Source organism: Actinomyces weissii (genome assembly GCF_016598775.1).
Lineage (GTDB): Bacteria > Actinomycetota > Actinomycetes > Actinomycetales > Actinomycetaceae > Actinomyces > Actinomyces weissii.
Window position 1 is genome coordinate 1,370,331 of record NZ_CP066802.1, and the last position, 19,009, is coordinate 1,389,339.

General features: G+C 72.1%; 14 protein-coding genes and 1 tRNA gene. 4 read left to right on the forward strand and 11 right to left on the reverse strand.

Annotated features, from left to right (window positions below; translation table 11 throughout):
* Positions 1-17: 17 nt before the first annotated feature.
* From JG540_RS05655 to JG540_RS05675, 5 genes are all read right to left on the reverse strand, one after another.
* Positions 18-1,973: a proteasome accessory factor PafA2 family protein gene (locus tag JG540_RS05655; protein WP_200274695.1), complete on the reverse strand. Its 1,956-nt coding sequence runs from the start codon at positions 1,971-1,973 to the stop codon at positions 18-20.
* Positions 1,970-3,628, reverse strand: a complete 1,659-nt coding sequence (arc, locus tag JG540_RS05660; protein WP_200274696.1) for a proteasome ATPase — start codon at positions 3,626-3,628, stop codon at positions 1,970-1,972. Before arc ends, JG540_RS05655 begins: the two co-directional genes overlap by 4 nt.
* The gene (locus JG540_RS05665) at positions 3,621-4,778 is read right to left on the reverse strand and encodes a tRNA (adenine-N1)-methyltransferase (RefSeq protein WP_200274697.1); all 1,158 of its coding nucleotides are present in this window, start codon (positions 4,776-4,778) and stop codon (positions 3,621-3,623) included. The genes arc and JG540_RS05665 overlap by 8 nt, the downstream gene beginning before the upstream one ends.
* A gap of 11 nt (positions 4,779-4,789) precedes the next feature.
* The gene (locus JG540_RS05670; RefSeq protein ID WP_267977929.1) at positions 4,790-5,671 is read right to left on the reverse strand and encodes a polysaccharide deacetylase family protein; all 882 of its coding nucleotides are present in this window, start codon (positions 5,669-5,671) and stop codon (positions 4,790-4,792) included.
* Between the two features lie 243 nt (positions 5,672-5,914).
* Entirely contained in the window at positions 5,915-7,030 is a 1,116-nt protein-coding gene (locus JG540_RS05675) for a site-2 protease family protein (RefSeq protein ID WP_200274698.1), read from the reverse strand.
* Positions 7,031-8,106: 1,076 nt separating this feature from the next.
* Here JG540_RS05675 and JG540_RS05680 point away from each other — a divergent pair.
* The 4 genes from JG540_RS05680 (at position 8,107) to JG540_RS05695 (ending at position 12,482) form a co-directional block, all read left to right on the forward strand.
* Positions 8,107-8,982, forward strand: a complete 876-nt coding sequence (locus JG540_RS05680) for a RecB family exonuclease (RefSeq protein ID WP_200274699.1) — start codon at positions 8,107-8,109, stop codon at positions 8,980-8,982.
* Between the two features lie 91 nt (positions 8,983-9,073).
* Complete coding sequence (locus JG540_RS05685) at positions 9,074-10,048, forward strand: aldo/keto reductase (RefSeq protein ID WP_200274700.1); 975 nt, start codon at positions 9,074-9,076, stop codon at positions 10,046-10,048.
* Positions 10,049-10,266: 218 nt separating this feature from the next.
* Positions 10,267-11,694, forward strand: coding sequence for a hexose-6-phosphate:phosphate antiporter (uhpT, locus tag JG540_RS05690; protein ID WP_200274701.1), 1,428 nt, complete (start codon positions 10,267-10,269; stop codon positions 11,692-11,694).
* Positions 11,691-12,482, forward strand: coding sequence for an inositol monophosphatase family protein (locus JG540_RS05695; protein WP_200274702.1), 792 nt, complete (start codon positions 11,691-11,693; stop codon positions 12,480-12,482). The genes uhpT and JG540_RS05695 overlap by 4 nt, the downstream gene beginning before the upstream one ends.
* A 165-nt stretch (positions 12,483-12,647) precedes the next feature.
* Here JG540_RS05695 and JG540_RS05700 read toward each other — a convergent pair whose 3' ends face one another.
* From JG540_RS05700 to JG540_RS05725, 6 genes are all read right to left on the reverse strand, one after another.
* Positions 12,648-13,667, reverse strand: coding sequence for a LacI family DNA-binding transcriptional regulator (locus tag JG540_RS05700; RefSeq protein ID WP_200274703.1), 1,020 nt, complete (start codon positions 13,665-13,667; stop codon positions 12,648-12,650).
* A gap of 8 nt (positions 13,668-13,675) precedes the next feature.
* A complete protein-coding gene (locus JG540_RS05705; protein WP_200274704.1) occupies positions 13,676-13,969 on the reverse strand; it encodes a DNA primase in 294 nt (97 codons plus the stop codon).
* Between the two features lie 111 nt (positions 13,970-14,080).
* Positions 14,081-15,175, reverse strand: coding sequence for an NAD(P)/FAD-dependent oxidoreductase (locus JG540_RS05710; RefSeq protein ID WP_200274705.1), 1,095 nt, complete (start codon positions 15,173-15,175; stop codon positions 14,081-14,083).
* 59 nt (positions 15,176-15,234) lie between these two features.
* Positions 15,235-17,367 (reverse strand): M3 family metallopeptidase, encoded by a 2,133-nt coding sequence (locus JG540_RS05715; RefSeq protein WP_200274706.1) that lies wholly within the window; start codon positions 17,365-17,367, stop codon positions 15,235-15,237.
* Between the two features lie 148 nt (positions 17,368-17,515).
* Positions 17,516-18,673: a bifunctional GNAT family N-acetyltransferase/nucleoside triphosphate pyrophosphohydrolase family protein gene (locus JG540_RS05720; protein WP_200274707.1), complete on the reverse strand. Its 1,158-nt coding sequence runs from the start codon at positions 18,671-18,673 to the stop codon at positions 17,516-17,518.
* A gap of 217 nt (positions 18,674-18,890) precedes the next feature.
* Positions 18,891-18,978 (reverse strand) — tRNA-Leu (locus JG540_RS05725).
* Positions 18,979-19,009: the final 31 nt, after the last annotated feature.

A 19,009-nucleotide genomic window follows, 5' to 3' on the forward strand; every position in this document is an offset into this window, starting at 1 on the left:
GGGCGCCGGGCCGGGGGCTAGTCTCCCCCACTCGTAGCAGCCTGCGAAATCGCCTCCAGCAGCGCCTGGGCCTGCTTCTCGTCACAGCGGACCTCCGGGGGCAGGCTGAGGCGGACCAGGCAGGGGTGCTGGGGCAGGTCCAGCACCAGGGAGGTCCAGGAGGCCGCCACCACCTGGGGGAAGCGGGCCACCGCTCGGCCCCGGACGGCGGCGCGGGTACCTGCCGGGGGCTGGTCCGCGGCACGCCGCACCTGGGCGTCGGTGGTCAGCCGATGGGCGCGGCCGGTGGCGCGCAACCGCTGGGCGACGCCTCTGCCCTCCCGCAGGTCCGCCCACTGCAGGTCCAGGGCCGCCACGCGCGGGTCGGCCCAGCCGCAGCCGTGGCGGCCGATCAGGGCCTCACACAGCTGCATCTTGGCCACCCACTCCACCAGCGGGGCGGCCTGCTCTACGGCGGCGGCCCGCTGCTCGGGCCGGGAGCCGGGCTGCTGGGCCGCGGCCAACCGGTCCAGGAGCCCCAGCACCTGCGCCCACAGCCGCAGGGCCCGGCTGGTCTCCTCCCCAACCTGGGCGGCGTCGGTGCCCCCGAAGTCCTCCAGCAGGGCGGCCCGGACGGCCTCCAGGTGGAGGCGCTGGACCTGCAGGGCGCTGAGGGGGCCGCGCTCGGTGTCGTAGCGGAAGGACAGGGTGGTGTCGTGGCTCATGGCCCAGTGCTGCTCGGCCAGGTCGCCGCGCACCCGCAGCCCCGTCAGCGGGCCCAGGTCCTGGCCCCGGTCGTGGGCGCGCTCCAGGAGCCACAAGAGCAGGTTGGTGGTGGCGACCTTCAGGTAGCCGGGCACGTCAAACATGTTGGCGTCGCCGTTGATGACGTGCAGGCGGCGCCAGCGGGCGGCGTCCGCGTGGGGCTCGTCGCGGGTGTTGACCACGGGGCGGTTGAAGGTGGTCTGCAGGCCCAGCTCGCAGCACACGTAGTCGGCCCGCTGGCTGATCTGGAAGCCCGGCTCCTGGGAGCGCTGCCCCAGGCCCACCCGCCCGGCACCCACCAGCACGGGCCGGGTGAGCAGGAAGGGAACCAGGGCAGCGCTCAGACCGGTAAAGGGCAGCTGGCGGCGCACCAGGTAGTTCTCGTGGCTGCCGTAGGTGGCGCCCTTGCCGTCCACGTTGTTCTTGTACAGGACAGTCTGGGGGCCGTCGGCCTGGGCGGCCAGGGCGGCCATAGCCCGCTGGGCCACCACCTCACCGGCCCGGTCCCACACCAGGGCGTCCAGGGGGGTTAGCACCTCGGGGCTGGAGTACTCCGGGTGGGCGTGGTCCACGTAGAAGCGGGCCCCGTTGCCCAGCACGGCGGTGGTAGCCCGGGCCAGGGCCGCCTCGGCCACAGTGGGCCGGGGCCGGGCCCCCCACGGTCCCGGGGGCAGGTCTGCCAGGTCCTGACCGGGCGCAGCGCCCACCGAGCCACGGTGCCCCGTCGGCACGCCGGTCCCCGCCTGGAAACTGGCGGCCTGCGGCTGGCTGGTCCCGGCTACCGCCGGAGCAGGGACACGGTGACCTGCGAGGACGGGACCTGCGGCGCTAGGACCTGGGGTCCGGGTACCTGAGTCGCTGGCCCCGGCTGCGGCAGGCAGCAGGGCGACGCCGTCGGGCAGGGAGGGCTCCTCCCCGGAGGGGGCCGGTGCGGTGGGGTCGTCGGTGAGCAGGCTGGGGTGGGCGGCGGCCCGGTCCAGGTGCCCGCCCCGCAGGTCCGCCAGCGGGTCCTCGGCCTCGTAGTCCCAGCGCACCGGAGGCCAGCTGCCGGAGCCGCCTGCGGGTGGGGCGGGCCTGCTGACGGCGGCGTAGGCGTCCACCAGGCGGCTCGCCAGCACCACCGGGTTGGCGTACAGGTTGCCCGGCTCCAGTACCCCCAGCTCAGTCTCCAGGCCCACCGGCCGGGTGGTGGGGCCGATTAAGCAGCCGTCTGCGGGAACCTGTCTCATCTGCTCTCCTGACTCAGTAGGCGCCGCACCGCCCGGACGGGCTCCCCGCCCGGCTCCAGGAGGCGCTCCCAGCCCTCCGCGGTGGTCGCGGCGGTTACGGCCTCGTTCTGCCGGGACTCGGTCTGCAGGGCCGTGAGCATACGGGCCGTGGACAGTCCGCCCGCCCCACCGGCCAGCTCATCCTTGATGGCAGCGGTCTTGGCCCGGTCCACCACGGCGGCCAGCAGGGCGCCGGAGACCAGGTCGGCCAGGTGCAGACGGCGGGTAGCGCCGCTGGCGTAGGTGACCTCCAGGACGGCGGTGGCGGGGCTGCGCCGGTAGAGGGAGGCTGCGGTCGCCTGGCAGATAGCCTGGACGGCGGCCTGCCGGTCCCCGCCGACGGCGGCCAGCTCAGCGGGGTCCAGCGGCAGGTCGGCGCTCAGGTGCTTGGCCAGGATCTCCCGGGCCCCCGCCTCGTCGGGGCGGCCCACCCGGATCTTGACGTCAAAGCGGCCGGGCCGCAGCAGGGCGGGGTCGATCATGTCCTCCCGGTTGGAGGCCCCGATGACTACCACGTTGCGCAGTGACTCCACACCGTCGATCTCTGCCAGCACCTGGGGGACGATCATGGTCTCCACGTCCGAGGAGACGCCGGTGCCACGGGTGCGCAGCAGGGCCTCCATCTCGTCGAAGAACACGACCACGGGGCGGTCCTCCGCCGCCACCTTGCGAGCCTGGGCAAAGACCGCCCGGATCTGGCGCTCGGTCTCCCCCACGAACTTGCTCAGCAGCTCCGGCCCCTTGACGTTCAGGAAGGCTGTCCGCCGCGGGGAGCCGCCTGCCCGGGCCAGTGAGGTGGCCACCGCCTTGGCGATCAGGGTCTTGCCGCACCCGGGGGGCCCGTACAGGAGCACCCCCCGGGGCGCGCGCAGCCCGTAGGCGCGGTACAGCTCCGGGTGGGCGAAGGGCAGCTCCAGGGCGTCACGCACCTGGGCCACCTGCTTCCCCAGGCCCCCGATGTCGGACCAGGCCACCTCGGGGCTCTCCGCCACCACCAGCTGCTCGACGCCGCTGCGCTCCACCCGGGCCAGGGCGAGGTCCGCCCGCAGGTCCGCCGTCAGGGTGTCCCCCGGGGCCAGGGCCGCCGGGTCGAGAGTGGCGGCCAGCGTCAGCAGGCGGCTGGTGCCTGAGCCGGTGGTGACCAGGGCCCGGGGGCGGCTGGCACCATCTGGTACCAGCTCCTCAAGCACCACGGCCTCCCCGGTGACCGGCCCTGGCAGCACCTCCACCACCAGCAGCTGGTCGTTGACCGCCACGCGCGCCCCCGCCTGCAGCCGGGCGGCGTCCAGGCCCGGGTGCACCGCCAGGCGCATGGTCCTCCCGGACAGGCTCACCTCCACGTAGGCCGCCTGGCTGCCAGTGCCCTCACCGGGACCGTCAGAGACGGCTGGGGCCGCTGGGGCCGTCACGGTGCCGAAGGTGAGCGGCGGCCGGGTCACGGCGTCGAGCTGCTCCCCCAGCTCCCGGAGGCGGGCGCGGGCGGCGGTGAGGGCGGCGGCCAGGCGCTCGTTCTTCTCCGCCAGGCTGACCGCCTGGGCGCGCGCCTCCCGCAGCTGGTGGCTGGTGAAGGAGGGGGCGGGCGCGGGTCCCTGGGCCGGGGGCTGGGTGTCAGTCATGCCCACCAGTGTCGTCAGTGAGCACCGCGGTAGCGTCATCCGGCTGCTTGGCGAGACTGTCGCGCAGCACGCGACGCACCTTCTTGTCCGTGCTGGTGCGCTCCTTGACGTCCTGGGGTACCCAGTAGCCGCCCTCGTCGTAGGCGCCCCGGGCGGGGGGGCGCTTGCGGGTCAGCGGACGGGAGCCGGCAGCCAGGCGCCGGGCGGTCAGCAGGAAGCCGGTGTGGGCCACCATGCGGTGGTCGGGCCGCACGGACAGGCCGTCCACGTTCCAGGTGCGCACCAAGGACTCCCAGGACTCCGGCTCCGTGAACAGCCCCGAGTGGCGCAGCGCCTCCACCGTGCGCGACAGCTGGGTGGTGGTGGCCACGTAGGCCAGGAACACGCCGCCGGGTGCCAGGGCCCGGGCCCCCTGGGCCACGCACTCCCAGGGCGCCAGCATGTCCAGCACGACCCGGTCCACGGAGCCGTCCTGCACGTGCTGGGCCACGACCTCGTTGAAGTCACCGGCGCGCAGCTCCCAGGCGGGGTGGTGGCGCCCGAACCAGCAGTCCACGTTGCTGGCGGCGATCTGGGCGAAGTCGTGGCGGCGCTCGATGGACAGCAGGTGCCCCTGCTCACCGATGGCCGACAGCAGGTTCATGGTGAGCGCCCCGGAGCCCACACCCGCCTCAATGACCCGGGCACCGGGGAAGATGTCCCCCATAGCCACCACCTGCCCGGAGTCCTTGGCGTAGACCACCTGGGCGCCACGGGGCATGGACAGCACGTAGTCGGCCAGCAGCGGGCGCAGCAGCAGCAGCTCGTGACCGGTCTCGGTTACCAGCACGGTGCCCTCCTCCCGGCCCACGACGTCGCGGTGGTGGAAGGAGCCGCGCACGGACTGGAAGTAGCCGGCCGGGTCCAGCTGGAAGGTGTTCTTGGCGCCCTTGACGTCGGTGACCTGGATGCGTTCACCGTAGCGGAAGGGGCCGCGCCGACCCGCCTGTCCCAGGACCTCCTGGGTCAGGTGGCGCACCGGCAGCCGGGGCGGGGCGGGGGCGCTGGAGGCGGCGGCTGGCACGCCGTCGGGCGGGAGGGTGCTCCCGGTGCTGACGCTGGCGTCCGCGACGGCGCCCGGGGCGGGGACGGTCTCTTGCTTGTCACTCATTGGCGGCGAGTCTAGTGAGCGGTCAAGCCGCCTGCGGCACCTACCTGCGCCTGGCTGGCCGCGAGCATCTGGGAGCCGGTCACCAGCTCCAGGCCCCGGGCCTTGAGCGTGGCCAGGGAGCGGGCCATGGCCCGCAGCAGCGCCTCGGTCGGCTGGGTGCGCCCGTCATGGCACAGGATCACTGAGCCGGGGCCAGCCTTGTCAGCCACCGCCGCGGCGGCAGCGGCAGAGGGGCTGTTCAGGCTCCACAGCAGCACGTCCAGGCCGCGCTCGGCGGCGACCATCAGGGCAGGGGCGTCCACCCGCCCGTAGGGTGGCCGCCACAGCCGGGGCCGGGGGGCGCCAGCCTCCTGGATCGCGGCGACTGTGCGGTCCACGGAGTCACGCAGCTGCTCCACCTCCACGCCGTACACGTCCGTGTGCACCCAGTTGTGTACGCCCACCTCGTGCCCGGCCTCCACCTGCCGGGCCACCAGCTCGGGACGCACCTGCACGGCCTCCCCCAGCACGAAGAAGGTAGCCCGGACCTCGATCTCAGCCAGCAGGTCCAGCACCAGGGGCGTCCAGCGGGGGTCGGGGCCGTCGTCGAAGGTCACGCAGGCCAGGCGCTGGTCCGGCGGGCCCTGGAACAGGACCCGGGCCCCGAGCAGGGCCCGCTGGCCCGGGAGGGGAGCCACCCGGGCGGTGGGCTTGAGGTGGGTGTCCAGGTGGTGGGCGGCTGCCGCGCCGCCGCTCGCACCCACGGCCGCCCCGGCGGTGGCCAGGGCCGCTCCCCGCAGACCGGCCCGCAGCAGATGGCGCCGGTCCGTGGTGGCAGGCCGGTACGTCTGCGCCTGGTCAGACGGAGGGAGGACGCCACCGGTTACAGGTGACGGTGCGGGAGGGGGAGCCACAAGGCAACATTAGCCCGGCTGCTGGACTCCTGGCACAGCTGTCCCCTGGAGAGCCTGTGAGGCGGCGCGCGGCGGTGGCCTCAGGCTGCGGGGTCAGCAGGGCGGGCGGGGCAGGCAGGGCGCCAGGATCACGGCTAAGGGCCTGCGGCGGCACCGGCGGTACCAGACTGCCCGCTCGGGAGGCCGTCTGCCAGCCTGCCTACCGGTCCCCGGCGGTCTTCGGAGGGCCCACGATGACAGGGCTCAGCGGGCTCCGGTGGGCACCGCCCCCAGCACCTGGCCCCGCTCCAGCAGCACCAGCCAGCGGCTAACGGCGCGCGCCCGCTTGAGGGCCTCCGCCCCGGCCACACCGTCCAGGTCTGAGGAGACCGCCGCCGCAGGCAGCACCTGGCACACCTGCCCGGCCAGCGCCGTCTCCCCGGGGCTGGGTCGGGTCAGTCCCGCCTCCACCAGGGCCTGGGCGTCAATGAGGCCGAGCAGGTCAGCGCCCTCTACCACCAGGACCACAGAGGTGCCCTGGGCGAGCTCGGCACGCACCACGGCCAGGGGGGTGGAGGCTGGCAGCGGCTTGACCGGCCGCACCAGCCTGCGCAGGTCCAGCCTGACGGCGGCGCGGCTGTTCCGGCCCAGGGACAGCACCTGCCAGCTGGTGGAGGTGATGGTCCAGCCCACCAGGGCCACGAGCATGAGGCTGAAGGTGGCGGGCTGGCGGCCCTCAAGCACCAGGGGGCCCAGCACCCAGCGCCAGACCATGCCTGCCACGATCAGCAGGCCACCCCAGGCCGCCAGACGCTGCCCCAGCTCCCGACGCCCCGTGACCTGGTGCACCAGCGCGGACAGGGCGTGCCCGCCGTCTAGCGGCAGCCCCGGCAGGATATTGAACACTGCCAGCGCCAGGTTCACCCAGGACACCGCCCACAGGGTCAGCCCCACCGGCAGGGGCAGGAGCGCCAGGGCGGAGAGCCAGGAGGTGACCAGCCACAGCAGGGCGTTGGTGGCGGGCCCGGACACTGAGGTGAGCACGTCCTTCCACGGGGCCCAGTCACGCGCCGGGCCGAAGCTGGTGCGGCCGCCCAGGAGCATGAGCTCGTAGCGCACCGGCCTGCGTCCCAGCACGGTGCCGGTCAGGCCGTGGGCCAGCTCGTGCAGGAGCACGGAGAGCAGCACCCCGGCCGCGGCACCGACCAGCACGCCCAGCAACGTGACCGGGGAGGTGAACACTCTGCTGACGGCGGGGAACCAGGAGGCGGCCACCAGCAGTCCCAGCAGCAGGGAGGTGGGGTCGACGACGACGGGGGCGCCGCCTACACGCATCAGGGTCCAAGGCTCGCGGGAGGCGGGAGTCACTGGTGTGGTCATGGGCTGAGACTACTTGGCGGTAGGCTGCCGGACGCCCGTGGGCCGGGACGACGCGGCAGCTAGGTACTGCGGGGCCATGACGCTGTGGTCACCGGGGTTGTACGGGCGCAGCGGGCTAGGGCTAGGCCGGGACTGGTGGTGACAGCGAGAGTCCCTGACCGGGGTTCATCCGCGCGCCTGCGGGGTCGACCGGAAGCGGACGCGCCAGACGGTGGAGCCGTCCGGTTAATCCCCGCGCCTGCGGGGTCGACTGATCCAGGCGATCCAGGAAGGGCTCACGCCCGGGTTAATCCCCGCGCCTGCGGGGTCGACCAAGGGCGCCAAGACCCACTGGCGATGCTAATGGGTTAATCCCCGCGCCTGCGGGGTCGACAACAGCTTAGAGACGGAACGGCGTCCACATCGGGGTTAATCCCCGCGCCTGCGGGGTCGACCCCAGGGTCTGGTGCGCTCGCGAATGTCGCTATCGGTTAATCCCCGCGCCTGCGGGGTCGACCCGTCTGCATGTGCGACGACATCGTGCATGTGAGGTTAATCCCCGCGCCTGCGGGGTCGACCTCGGGCTTTGCGACAACCGGCATGTGGAGAGGAGGTTAATCCCCGCGCCTGCGGGGTCGACCCGTCTGCATGTGCGACGACATCGTGCATGTGAGGTTAATCCCCGCGCCTGCGGGGTCGACCTCGGGCTTTGCGACAACCGGCATGTGGAGAGGAGGTTAATCCCCGCGCCTGCGGGGTCGACCAGGCGGTGCTATTCTTATGCTCATGCCTAGCCGGTTAATCCCCGCGCCTGCGGGGTCGACGCCACAATAAGTTGACTATTGGAGCGGACACTCGGTTAATCCCCGCGCCTGCGGGGTCGACCGCTTGTAGATCGGCGGAATCCCAACGTTGAGGACATCATACCTCAGGCAGTTTCCTTCACTGCTGACCTAGGACGCGCGAGCAGGTGAGGTGCGCGGCAGGCTGCGCGACAAGGAGCCTCCACGACGTCGTCGCCCTGCTGTGCAGCCCGCCAGGGCAGGCGGTGGAGCAGGAGTAGGCTCTGTGCCAGGAGTGGGCGGTAGCGTCAGGGCATGACCCAGCAGAACCCGCCGCGCCCCACCGGCCCCCTGGCCCGTCCCCAGGGCGGCGCCCGGACAGTGGCCCTGTCCCCCTCCCGGGCCAAGGACTTCCTGCAGTGTCCCCTGCTGTTCCGCCTGCGCACGGTGGACCGGCTGCCGGAGCCCGGCTCGCTGGCCACCCACAAGGGGACCTTGGTGCACGCCGTGCTGGAGCGGCTCTTTGACCTGCCCGCCGCACAGCGGTGCAGCGCAGCCGCCCTGGACCTGCTGCCGGGGCAGTGGGAGGACCACCAGCGCCGTCACCCGGAGGTCCTGACCCTTTTCACGGAGCCGGGTCAGGTGGAGCCCTGGCTGGCTGAGGCCCGCCAGCTGCTGGAGGCCTACTTCCAGCTGGAGAACCCACGCCGCCTGGAGCCTGCGGAGCGGGAGGTGCTGGTAGAGGCCCGCACCCGGGGCGGCTTGCTGATGCGCGGATTCGTGGACCGGCTTGACGTGGCCCCCAGCGGGGCCGTGCGGGTGGTGGACTACAAGACCGGCAAATCACCCAGCCCGCGCTTCCAGGAGGAGGCCCTGTTCCAAATGCGCTTCTACGCGCTGGTGCTGCGCCTCCAACGGGGCCAGGCGCCGGCACGCACCCAGCTGATCTACCTCAAGGACGGCCGCACCCTGACCCACGACCCGCGCCCCACAGAGCTGGAGGCGGTGGAGACCAAGGTGGAGCGGATCTGGGACGAGGTGGAGGACTGTGCCAGGTCCGGGCAGTTCCGGCCCCGGCGCTCGCGGCTGTGCGACTGGTGCGCCTTCCAGGACCGCTGCCCGGAGTTCGGAGGTCAGCCGCCTGAGGCCCCGCCGGACGGCCTGCAGAGGCTGCTGGGTGCCAGGTCCTGAGGGCTGACCCAGGCCGCTTTGAGACCAGCCCAACTCCGGCCAGGTGCGTGCCGACGCGCCCCCGGCCATCTGCGGGGCATACGGTAAACGCATGGAGCACCGGAGACTTGGCGGCACGGGTCTGCGCGTCTCAGCCCTGGGGCTGGGGACGCTTACCTGGGGGCGTGACACGGACGAGGCAGAGGCCCAGGAGCAGCTGGACCTGCTGCTGGACGCGGGCGGCACCCTGCTGGACACAGCCGCCTCCTTCGGCGACGGCCTCAGCGAGCACGTGATCGGCAAGCTCCTGCACGGGCACGTGGACCGCCGGGAGGTGGTGCTCGTCTCCAAGGCGGGCATCCGCACCTGGCGCACCGGCGAGCGGGGCTCGGTGGCCGACACCTCCCGCGGCACCCTGCTGGACGTGCTGGACGAGTCCCTGACCCGTCTGGGCACCGACCACCTGGACCTGTGGCTGGTGCACGTGCCGGACCACACCACCCCCCTGGAGGAGACCGCCTCGGCCCTGGAGGCAGCGGTCTCCTCGGGCCGGGCCCGCTACGTGGGCCTGTCCAACCACCCGGCCTGGGCCACCGTGCGGGTCGCTGACCTGCTGGGGCAGGGCGGCCCGGGCCTGGCGGCGGTCCAGGTGGAGCACTCCCTGCTGTGCCGAGGCATCGAGCGGGAGGTACTGCCTGCCACCAACGCGCTGGGAGCCGGGGTGCTGGGGTACGCGCCGCTGGGGCGCGGCGTGCTCAGCGGCAAGTACCGCTCCACCACTCCCCCGGACTCCCGCGCCGCCTCGCCCCACCTGCGGGCCTATGTGGCGCCCTACCTGGGTGAGAGCCAGCGCCGGGTGGTGGAGGCCGTGTCCACGGCAGCCGCGGGGCTGGACCGCAAGCCGGTGGAGATCGCCCTGGCCTGGGCCCGCGACGCCCCGGGGGTCTCGGCCACGGTGCTGGGCGCCCGCACCCCGGCCCAGCTGCAGGGGCTGCTCTCCGCCGAGACGCTGGTGCTGCCGCCTCAGATCCGGCACGTGCTGGACGAGGTGACGGCGCCGGAGCTGGGCTACCCGGAGCGCTTCTGATCCCCTGGCGGCCGCCCCGTTAGCACCCCGCCACCTCTCCTGCCGCTGCCACGCCACCTAGGCTCTTCAGCCATACCGGACAGACAGCCGGACGACGCACCGCAAACAGGTTGCGGCAACGTTTGCACACATCTGCGCAAACGTTTGTATAGTGTGTTCCATGCCGCACAGCGGCCAGTCGGCAAGCCCGGCTCCCTGCAACCACAACGAGGTGGCGCATGTCTTTTATATCCTCCCTGTTCCGCATCGACGCCAAGCCTGTTGGCGACGTGCCCCTGCCCCAGCAGCGCAAGCGCTGGCTGGTTGAGTTCCTCAAGGTCTACTCGGTCCTGGTGATCGGCTACGGCGGCTTCTACCTGCTGCGCACCAACTTCAAGTCCGCCCAGCCCTTCCTCAAGGAGCAGGTCGGCCTGTCCACCACCGAGCTGGGCACCATCGGCTTTGCCTTCTCCCTGACCTACGGCTTCGGTGGCCTCCTGCTCGGCTTCTTCGCCGACGGCAAGAACACCAAGCGCGTCGTCTCCGCCCTGCTGATCGCCTCCGGACTGACCTCGATCCTGATCGGGGCGGTGCTCGCCGCCACGAACAACCCCTACGGCATCCTGATCCTGCTGTGGTCCCTCAACGGCCTGTTCCAGGCCCCCGGTGGCCCCTGCTGCAACTCCACCATGAACCGCTGGACCCCCCGCGGCCTGCGGGGCCGCTTCATCGGCTGGTGGAACGCCTCCCACAACCTGGGGGCCATGGCCGCCGGGGCACTGGCCCTGTGGGGCGCCAACACGCTGTTCAACGGCAACGTGATCGGCATGTTCATCGTGCCCGCTATCGTGGCGATCCCCATCGGTATCTGGGGCTTCTTCTTCGGTAAGGACGACCCCTCCGAGCTGGGCTGGGAGCGGCCCGAGACGATCTTCGAGGAGCCGGTGGCCAAGGCCGACGTCGTCACCGAGGAGGTCTCCAAGGGCCGGATCCTCATGGACTACGTCGTCAAGAACCCGGCGGTGTGGTTCCTGTGCGTCGCCAACGTGGCCGCCTACTGCGTGCGCATCGGCATCGACAACTGGAACGTGCTCTACACCCACGAGGTCCTGGGCTTCTCCGACTACACGGCCGTGAACACCACCATCGCGCTGGAGATGGGCGGCCTGGTCGGCTCCCTGGCCTGGGGCTTCATCTCCGACAAGCTCGGGGGACGCCGCGCCGTCACCGCCGCAATCGGCCTGGGCCTGGTGATCGTGCCCATCATGGTCTACTCCCAGGCATCCTCCGAGGCCGTGGTCTACGGCGCCCTGTTCCTGATCGGGTTCCTGATCTTCGGCCCCGTGACCCTGATCGGCATCTGCGTGATCGGCTTCGCCCCCAAGACCGCCACCGTAGTGGTCAACGCGGTGCCCCGCGCCTTCGGCTACGTCTTCGGTGACTCCATGGCCAAGGTGCTGCTCGGCCGTATCGCCGACCCCAAGAAGGACGGACTGACGGTCTTCGGGCACACCCTGCACGGCTGGGGATCCACCTTCACCGTGCTGATCTTCTCCGCGGTAGTGGGCCTGGCCTGCCTGCTTGTGGTGGCACTGCTGGAGGAGCGTATGCTCCGCGCAGACCGCAAGTTCTCCCAGGACAAGCCCCAGGAGGTGGCTTCAGCATGAGCACCAGCACCCCGGACCTGGACCACCTGCTCCAGGTGGCCCTGGACACCGTGGCCCAGGCCGCGCAGATCGCCCAGGACCCGGCCCGTCGGGAGGGCCTGGACGTGCGCACCAAGTCCGGCCGCAACGACCTGGTCACCGCCGTCGACCGGGCGGTGGAGGACTTCGTGGCCGACCGGCTCCAGGCCCGTACCGGCCTGCCCCTGCTGGGAGAGGAGGGCCACTCCATCGACTCCTTCCAGGGGCTGGTGTGGGTGCTGGACCCGGTTGACGGCACCATGAACTTCGTGGAGACCCGCCGCGACTACGCCGTCTCCCTGGCCCTGTGCGAGGACGGCGTGCCCCTGGTCGGTGTGGTGGCCGACGTCGTAGGCGGTCACGTCTACAGCGCCGTGCGCGGCCAGGGCGCCAGCTGCGACGGCGAGCCGCTGGGGGCGTTGGGCCAGGGACCGGCACGCACCGACTGCGTGATAATCACCGACCTCAAGGAGATGCAGGCCCTGCCCCGCCTGGCCCAGTGCCTGGTGGAGTCGCGTGGCCACCGCCGCTACGGCTCCGCGGCCCTGGAGTGCGTGGAGGTGGCCTGCGGCCGGGCCGGGGCCTTCGTGCACATGTGGGTGGCGCCCTGGGACATCGCGGCTGCGGCCCTGATCTGCCAGGAGGCAGGCGCGGTGTTCACCCGCCTGGACGGCACCCCGCTCGACGTGCGCCACAAGGGCTCTGTGCTGGTGGCGCCGCCGCGCACCCACGCCGAGCTGCTGCAGCGGCTCATGATCGACCCCAGCTGAGTCAGGGACCTCTGGCTCTGGGCCCGGGCGCGCCTGCGTGCGTCCGGGCCCAGGTCCGTTGTGGATATCCGGAAATCTCGTGAGCCATATGTCCCGGTCTCGCGGTACCGATGTCCCGGTCTCGCGAGACCGGGACATCGGTACCGCGAGACCGGTAAGGGGAACCTAAGCCACCAGACCGGTAGAGCCTCTTACCACCAGCTCCGTGTCCACCCGCACCCGCTCGGCGTCCCCCGGTGGCCCAACCACCTCCAGACGCTTGCAGGCCAGCTCCACCGCCAGGGAGGCCACCACCGCCGGACACCGGTCGATACTGGTCAGGTCAAAGGCCTGGCTCGCGGCGATACGGGAGTTGTCGCAGCCCGTCACCGACACCTGCCTGCCAGGCTGCAGGCCCGCGCGCAGCAGCGCCACCACCGCCCCCTGAGCGCACTGGTCGTTGTAGCAGACGAGCGCGGTATCCTCCCCCAGTCCCAAGCCACCCGCACCCAGCAGATGCTCAGTGGCCTGGAAACCCGCGTCCAGGCTCGCCCCGGCAGTCACCACCCGGTACGCCAGCCCCGTAGTATCAGCCGCCCGCAGGAAGGCCCCGCGCCGGGCGTCCGCCGAGCCTCCGGCCGGGCCGTCCAGATAGCACACCTGCCGGTGCCCCAGTCCCGCCAGGTGCTCGCAGGCCTGGCGCATCCCCACCGTGTTGTCCGAGGTCACCAGGTCCACCACCGGTCCCGGAGCCTCCTGCCCCACCCCGATCATCGGCATGCGCACCGCCGCCAGGTCCAGCCCCACCAGCTGGCTGGGGTCCAGCACGATGACGGCCTGGCAGCGCAGCTGCTCCAGTGCCTGCAAGGCCATGTCAACCGGGTGGTTCTCGCTGACGGAGTGCACCACCAGGCTCAGCCGCTGCTCCTGGGCGCGAGCCAGGATCTGCTCGTGCAGGGCGGCGTGCAGCTCCTGCTCCAGGCGGCACACCAGGCCCACGTTGCGGTTGGTGGCGGCACGCAGCAAGGACGCCGCCAGGTCAATCCGGTAGCCGGTCCGGGCAGCCTCCTCCTGGATGCGTCTGCGGGTGGCCTCCCCCACCCGGGGGCTACCGCTCAGGGCCCGGGAGACGGTCGAGACAGAGGTGCCGGTGGCCTCCGCGAGGTCCTTGAGGGTGGGGCGCCTGCCTGGGCCTTCAGGACGCACCGGGAGGCTCAGTCCTCGTCGTCGTCTTCGTCGAAGTCCTCGTACTCACCGTCGTCGTCGAAGTCCTCGTCGAAGTCGTCGTCATCGTCCTCCACGTCACCGTCGTCCTCAACGGTGTCGAAAGGCAGCTCGATGCCGTAGGTGGTGAACAGGGCGTCGTCGTAGGTGAAGAAGGCGTCCTGGAGGGCGTTCTCCGTGGCGACGACCGCCGGGGAGAGCTCGTCCCCCGTCGCTGCGGCGTCCAGGTGCGCCTCGAAGGCTGCGATGAGTCGGTTGAGCGCGGACCGCGGGTCGTTCGTCATGTGCCCAGCCTAGCGGCTCACAGCCCCCGTAGGTCACCCAAGTGGGCAGGCAACGGGCGCGGCGGCCCCAGGCAGTGCCCGCCCAGGCCGCCGCACCCGGCTACCAGGCACTCAGTCAGCCAGCCCCAGGGTCTGGGAGACGAAGGAGGAGAACAGGTCCTCACCCTTGATGCGGGCGGTCTCCTCCGGCCCCACGACCACCCGCAGGCCGTCACGCATGACCTGGGAGGCCCCGCCGTCGGGCCCCAGCGGCAGCACCACCAGCTCAGGCTGGGGCGTGTAGACGGCGCTGGCGGGCCGGCCCTCGATCAGGTCGGTGATGTTCTGCGCCACCACCGCGGCGTGGGCGCGGGCCGCGTCCGCCCGCTTAGTCTCCCGCACGTCCGTGATGTCGCCGATGGCCCACACGCCCGGGTGGTCCACCACCCGCAGGTGGTCATCCACCCGGATGGTGCCGTCGTAGTGACGGATGTCGTCGTAGTCCGGCCCCAGGTAGCCGGTGGCGGGGCTGGCCCCGTAGGCACGGAACCACATGTCGGCCTCCAGCTGGAGCCCCTTCTTGGTGGTGACACGGAAGGGTGAGAGCACCCCGGGGTCCACCGGCGGCAGGGCCGCGAGCTTGTCGCCGGTGACCACCTCCACGCCCCGCTGCGCGAGCTGCTCCAGGATGGACTCGCGCAGCTCGGGCTTGTAGCCCCCGTTGGGCAGGATCTGCTCCGCCATCTCCAGCAGAGTGACCTTGACGCTGGGGAAGGCGGAGGTGATCTCCCCGGCCAGCTCGATGCCGACGTCCCCGCCACCGACCACCAGCACGCGCTGTGACTGCTCCAGGTTGACGTGGGCCCGCTCGATACGGGCCTTGGCCACCACTGCCATGGACTCCATGTGCTTGGCCGGGAAGGGGTAGGCGGTGCCGGTAGCCAGCACCAGGTGGTCGGCCTCGATCTCCCCGTCGCCGGAGACGGACACGGTGGTGCCCTTGACCGCCATCACGGTGCCCTGGATGACGCGGCCCCGCTGCAGCAGGTTGTCGTAGGGCAGGAAGATCTTCTCCGCCCACTCCCGGTCCACCGCGGCACGCAGGGCGGCCGCGTGGTTGACAAAGGTGTCCTTCTGCTCGATCAGCGTGACCTCAGCCACGGGGTCCAGGGCCTTGGCCAGGGCGATCCCGCCGTATCCGCCGCCGACAATAGTTACTCGTGCCATAGTGCTTGTCCTTACTAGAGGTGCTTCGGTGGGTCGGTTATCTGTCAGCCCGCAGGAGGTCAGTCGAGGGTCCGACGGCGCAGCAGCGGCTCTATGCGCGGCTGGCGGCCCGTCAGGGACTCGAAGGACTCCAGGGGGTCGCGGGAGTCTCCGCGGCTGAGGAACTCGCGGCGGAAGCGCTCACCCGCCTGGCGGTTCAGTCCCAGGTCCCCGTCCTGGGCACCCTGCCCGTCGGTGCGGAACCAGTCGGTGGCGTCGGCGTCCATGACCTCGCTCCAGATGTAGGAGTAGTAGGCCGCGCCGTAGTAGCCCGCGAACACGTGCTGGAAGTAGGTGGTGCGGTAGCGCGGCGGCACCAGGGCGTCGTCGATCCCGACCGCCTGCAGGGCCCGGTGCTCGAAGTCCTCCACCTGCTCCGCACTGCCAGGGACCTGGGCGGGCAGCAGGGTGTGCCAGGCCTGGTCCAGGAGGGCCGCCCCCAGGTACTCGGTGGTGGCGTACCCCTGTCCGAAGGCCCCCTGCGCGCGCAGCTGCTGCACCAGCCCGGCGGGCAGCGGCTCCCCCGTGTCCACGTGCACCGCGTAGGAGGCCAGCACCCGGGGGTGCAGGGCCCAGGACTCGTTGACCTGGGAGGGGAACTCCACCACGTCCTGGGGCACGCTCGTGCCGGCGGCGCTCGGCCAGTAGGTGTCGGAGAACATGCCGTGCAGGGCGTGCCCGAACTCGTGGAAGCAGGTGACCACCTGGTCCCAGCTGAGCAGGGTGGGTCCGCTCTCCGGCTGCTCGAAGTTCGCGCAGTTGATGACCACCGGCCGCCTGCCGGTCAGGTGGGACTGGGTGACCAGCTCGTTCATCCAGGCGCCCCCGCCCTTGCCGGGGCGGGCGAACATGTCCGCCACGAACAGGGCCAGCACCGGGGCCTGCGGCTCAGCCGTGGCCTCCTGGCCCGCTGACGGCGCCCGCCCAGCCTCCGCTGGCGCTCCTGCCGACGACGCCTGCTGGTCGCGCACCTCCCAGACCCGCACGCTGGGGTCGTACATGTGGGCGGCCAGGTCCGGCCGCTCGTGGAAGGTGATGCCGTACAGGGCAGTGGCCGCGTAGAACACGCCCTTCTCGACGACGTTCCACAGCTCCAGGTAGGGGGCGAGGGTGGCGTCGTCCACCCCGAAGCGCTCCTTGCGCTCCGCCTCCTCGTAGCGACGCCAGTCAGCGGGGCCGAAGTCCTCGCCCGGCTCGGTCGCCGGGTCGGCAGCCATGCGCTCGGCGTAGCGGGCCGCCTCCTGGCGGGCGTTGGCCATCGCGGGGCCCACCAGGCGCGTCAGCATGGAGCTGACCGCCTCCGTGCTCCTGGCGGCCGAGGCGGCGGCCACGGTCTCGGCGTGGTGGGCGTAGCCCAGGAGCTGGGCGCGCTCGGCCCGCAGGGCCGCCACCTCCAGCACGTCCGCGCGCACGTCGTGCTCTCCGGACAGCCCCCGGCCCATTGACCGCTCCAGCAGCTCCACCCGGGCGCTGTGGGGCTCGGTGGCAGCCAGCGCAGGCGTGAGCGTGAAGTTGACCACACCAGCGTCGTGCATGGCCTTGGCCATGCGGGTGCCGATAGAGGTCGTCAGGGTGGTCAGGCGGGCGTTCAGCTCCCGCAGGCGGGCGGCCTCCGCCCCCTGCAGCGCCACGCCGTTGCGCTCAAAGTCCTCGACCGCCAGGCGCAGCAGCCGCGCGGTGGCGGCGTCGACGGGGGCGCCCGCGGCGTCGGTGGGCGCGGCGCCCTGCGCCTGGGCCGCCAGCACCCGGTCGTGCAGGGCCTTGTAGCGCCGGTACAGGCGGACGTCCAGGTCGAAGGCGTCCTTGTGGGCCGCCAGCTCCGGGGCCAGCCGCTCCTCCAGCTCGTCCAGCTCCGGGCACTCGGTGGCGGCCGTGAGGCTGTAGAGCACCGTCAGGGCCCGGTCCAGCAGGTCACCGGAGCGCTCCAGGGGCACCAGGGTGTTGGCGACGCTCGGCTCAGCCGGGTCGGTGGCCACCGCCTCCCACTGGGCCCGCTGCTGCGCCATGCCCGCACGGACCGCTGGCTCGATGTCCTGGTGGCGTACCGCGGCGAAGTCCGGCAGCCCCAGGTCCAGGGTCCAGGGGGCGGCCAGGCAGTTGCCAGGGTCAAGCTCCGGCACTGCGGGGCTGAGGCTGGTAGAGGGATCGGTCATGGGCACATCGTGCCATGCCTGGGGGCAGGCGCTCCGTCTTTCTGCACGTCCTTGCCTGGCCTGGGCGCCTGCGGCAGGCGGCACCGCAGGCGGGCAGGAGACTGGAGGCCCGCCCCACCGACGCCGTCGCCTGCGCCCGGCCAGGCCCTCATCGGCTCAGGCCCAGCACGCCAGCGACGTCCGGGGGGAAGAACCCGGGCCCCTTGAGCACCTTGCCGTCCGCCCGGTAGATGGGCTGCCCGTCCTCCCCCAGCTTGGACATGTTGGAGCGCTGCACCTCTGCGAGCACCGCCGCCAGGTCGATGCCGGTCTCCAGCGCCATGCCGTAGATCACGTAGACCAGGTCGGCCAGGGCATCGGCCGCCTCCACGGTGTCGCGCCTGCCGTCGTCGGCCCGCACCGCCCGGCCGTAGGCCTCCTCCACCTCCCGGCGAGCAGCCGCCCCGTAGACGGCGCCCGTGAGCTCGGCGAACTCCTCGGCGATCAGCCCCATGCGCATGTGCAGGCTCTTGCGTTCCAGGCTAGGGCCGTCGGTCTGCACCGGCAGACCGTAGACCTTGTGGAAACGACGCACCAGGGCCTCGGGGTCGTCCCCCTCCCGCTCCCCGACGCCGTCGTGGGGCACCAGGGGGGTGCGCCTGCCCCTGTCGTGTGAGGAGCCCGCCACCTGGCCACCGACGGTCAAGGGGCCGTCCCAGGGGGCGGCGGGCCGCAGCGGCTCCCCCGGCAGCAGGGTGGCCACCCAGCCGTCCTGCAGGGTCCCGTCGTTGGGCAGGTAGGAGCGCACCCGCCCCTCCCGACGGAAGCCTAGGGACCAGGCCACCCGCCAGGAGGGCCAGTTGGGCACGCCGTCGTGGATGTCGCAGCGCCACCGCAGGGCCTGGGCGGCCAGGGGCCCCTGCGGGTCGAAGGCCATAGTGATGAGCGCCTGCGCCGAACGGGTGACGGTGCCGCGCCCACGGGCCTGCGGGGCCTGCCAGAAGCCGATCTCCCAGACCCCGTGCCCCACGCTGGTCAGCCCCATCATGCCGACCAGCTGGGCCCGGCCGTCCGCGTCCAGCTCACGCACCGCCCAGCTCAGGTCCTGCCCACTCTCCCAGCCCGGCACCACCGTCTCCCGCACGAAGGCGACGGCGTGCTCCCGGGTGTAGCCCCGCGGCACGGTGGTCCACTCCTGGATGTCCGGGTCCTGGCAGATCGCGGCGATCTGGTCCACGTCCTGCTCGGTGGGGGCGGACAGCAGCAGCGCTGGCAGCTCACGGCCGTCACGCTGCGTGGCCGGGACGGTGATCTCGAAGACGTGCATAGGACTCAGCCTAGTGGGCGGCCGGTCACGGTGGCAGGGCCGCCAGCGGGTTGCGGGTGGCGGTGCTGGCGGTGGCGCCATCCCTGGTGCGGGCGCTGGCCCAGGTCCGGGGGCCGGCCCGGGCTTAGTCAGGGCAGCCCTGCGGCCCGGCCGCCTGTGCCCGCCGTCCAGAAGGAAGAAACCCCCGGGGCCTACTGGCCAGCCAGGGGTGTTGCGGTGTCCGAGGGGGGACTTGAACCCCCACGCCCGTTTAATAAGGCACTAGCACCTCAAGCTAGCGCGTCTACCTATTCCGCCACTCGGACTTGTTCCGCCGTCCGGTGGCGCGAGCCTGCC

Bases quoted from the DNA above. Each gene is read 5' to 3' on its own strand.
- JG540_RS05655 (WP_200274695.1), bottom strand. From the start codon at position 1,973: ATGAGACAGGTTCCCGCAGACGGCTGCTTAATCGGCCCCACCACCCGG.
- arc (WP_200274696.1), bottom strand. From the start codon at position 3,628: ATGACTGACACCCAGCCCCCGGCCCAGGGACCCGCGCCCGCCCCCTCC.
- JG540_RS05665 (WP_200274697.1), bottom strand. From the start codon at position 4,778: ATGAGTGACAAGCAAGAGACCGTCCCCGCCCCGGGCGCCGTCGCGGAC.
- JG540_RS05675 (WP_200274698.1), bottom strand. From the start codon at position 7,030: ATGACCACACCAGTGACTCCCGCCTCCCGCGAGCCTTGGACCCTGATG.
- JG540_RS05680 (WP_200274699.1), top strand. From the start codon at position 8,107: ATGACCCAGCAGAACCCGCCGCGCCCCACCGGCCCCCTGGCCCGTCCC.
- JG540_RS05685 (WP_200274700.1), top strand. From the start codon at position 9,074: ATGGAGCACCGGAGACTTGGCGGCACGGGTCTGCGCGTCTCAGCCCTG.
- uhpT (WP_200274701.1), top strand. From the start codon at position 10,267: ATGTCTTTTATATCCTCCCTGTTCCGCATCGACGCCAAGCCTGTTGGC.
- JG540_RS05695 (WP_200274702.1), top strand. From the start codon at position 11,691: ATGAGCACCAGCACCCCGGACCTGGACCACCTGCTCCAGGTGGCCCTG.
- JG540_RS05705 (WP_200274704.1), bottom strand. From the start codon at position 13,969: ATGACGAACGACCCGCGGTCCGCGCTCAACCGACTCATCGCAGCCTTC.
- JG540_RS05710 (WP_200274705.1), bottom strand. From the start codon at position 15,175: ATGGCACGAGTAACTATTGTCGGCGGCGGATACGGCGGGATCGCCCTG.
- JG540_RS05715 (WP_200274706.1), bottom strand. From the start codon at position 17,367: ATGACCGATCCCTCTACCAGCCTCAGCCCCGCAGTGCCGGAGCTTGAC.
- JG540_RS05720 (WP_200274707.1), bottom strand. From the start codon at position 18,673: ATGCACGTCTTCGAGATCACCGTCCCGGCCACGCAGCGTGACGGCCGT.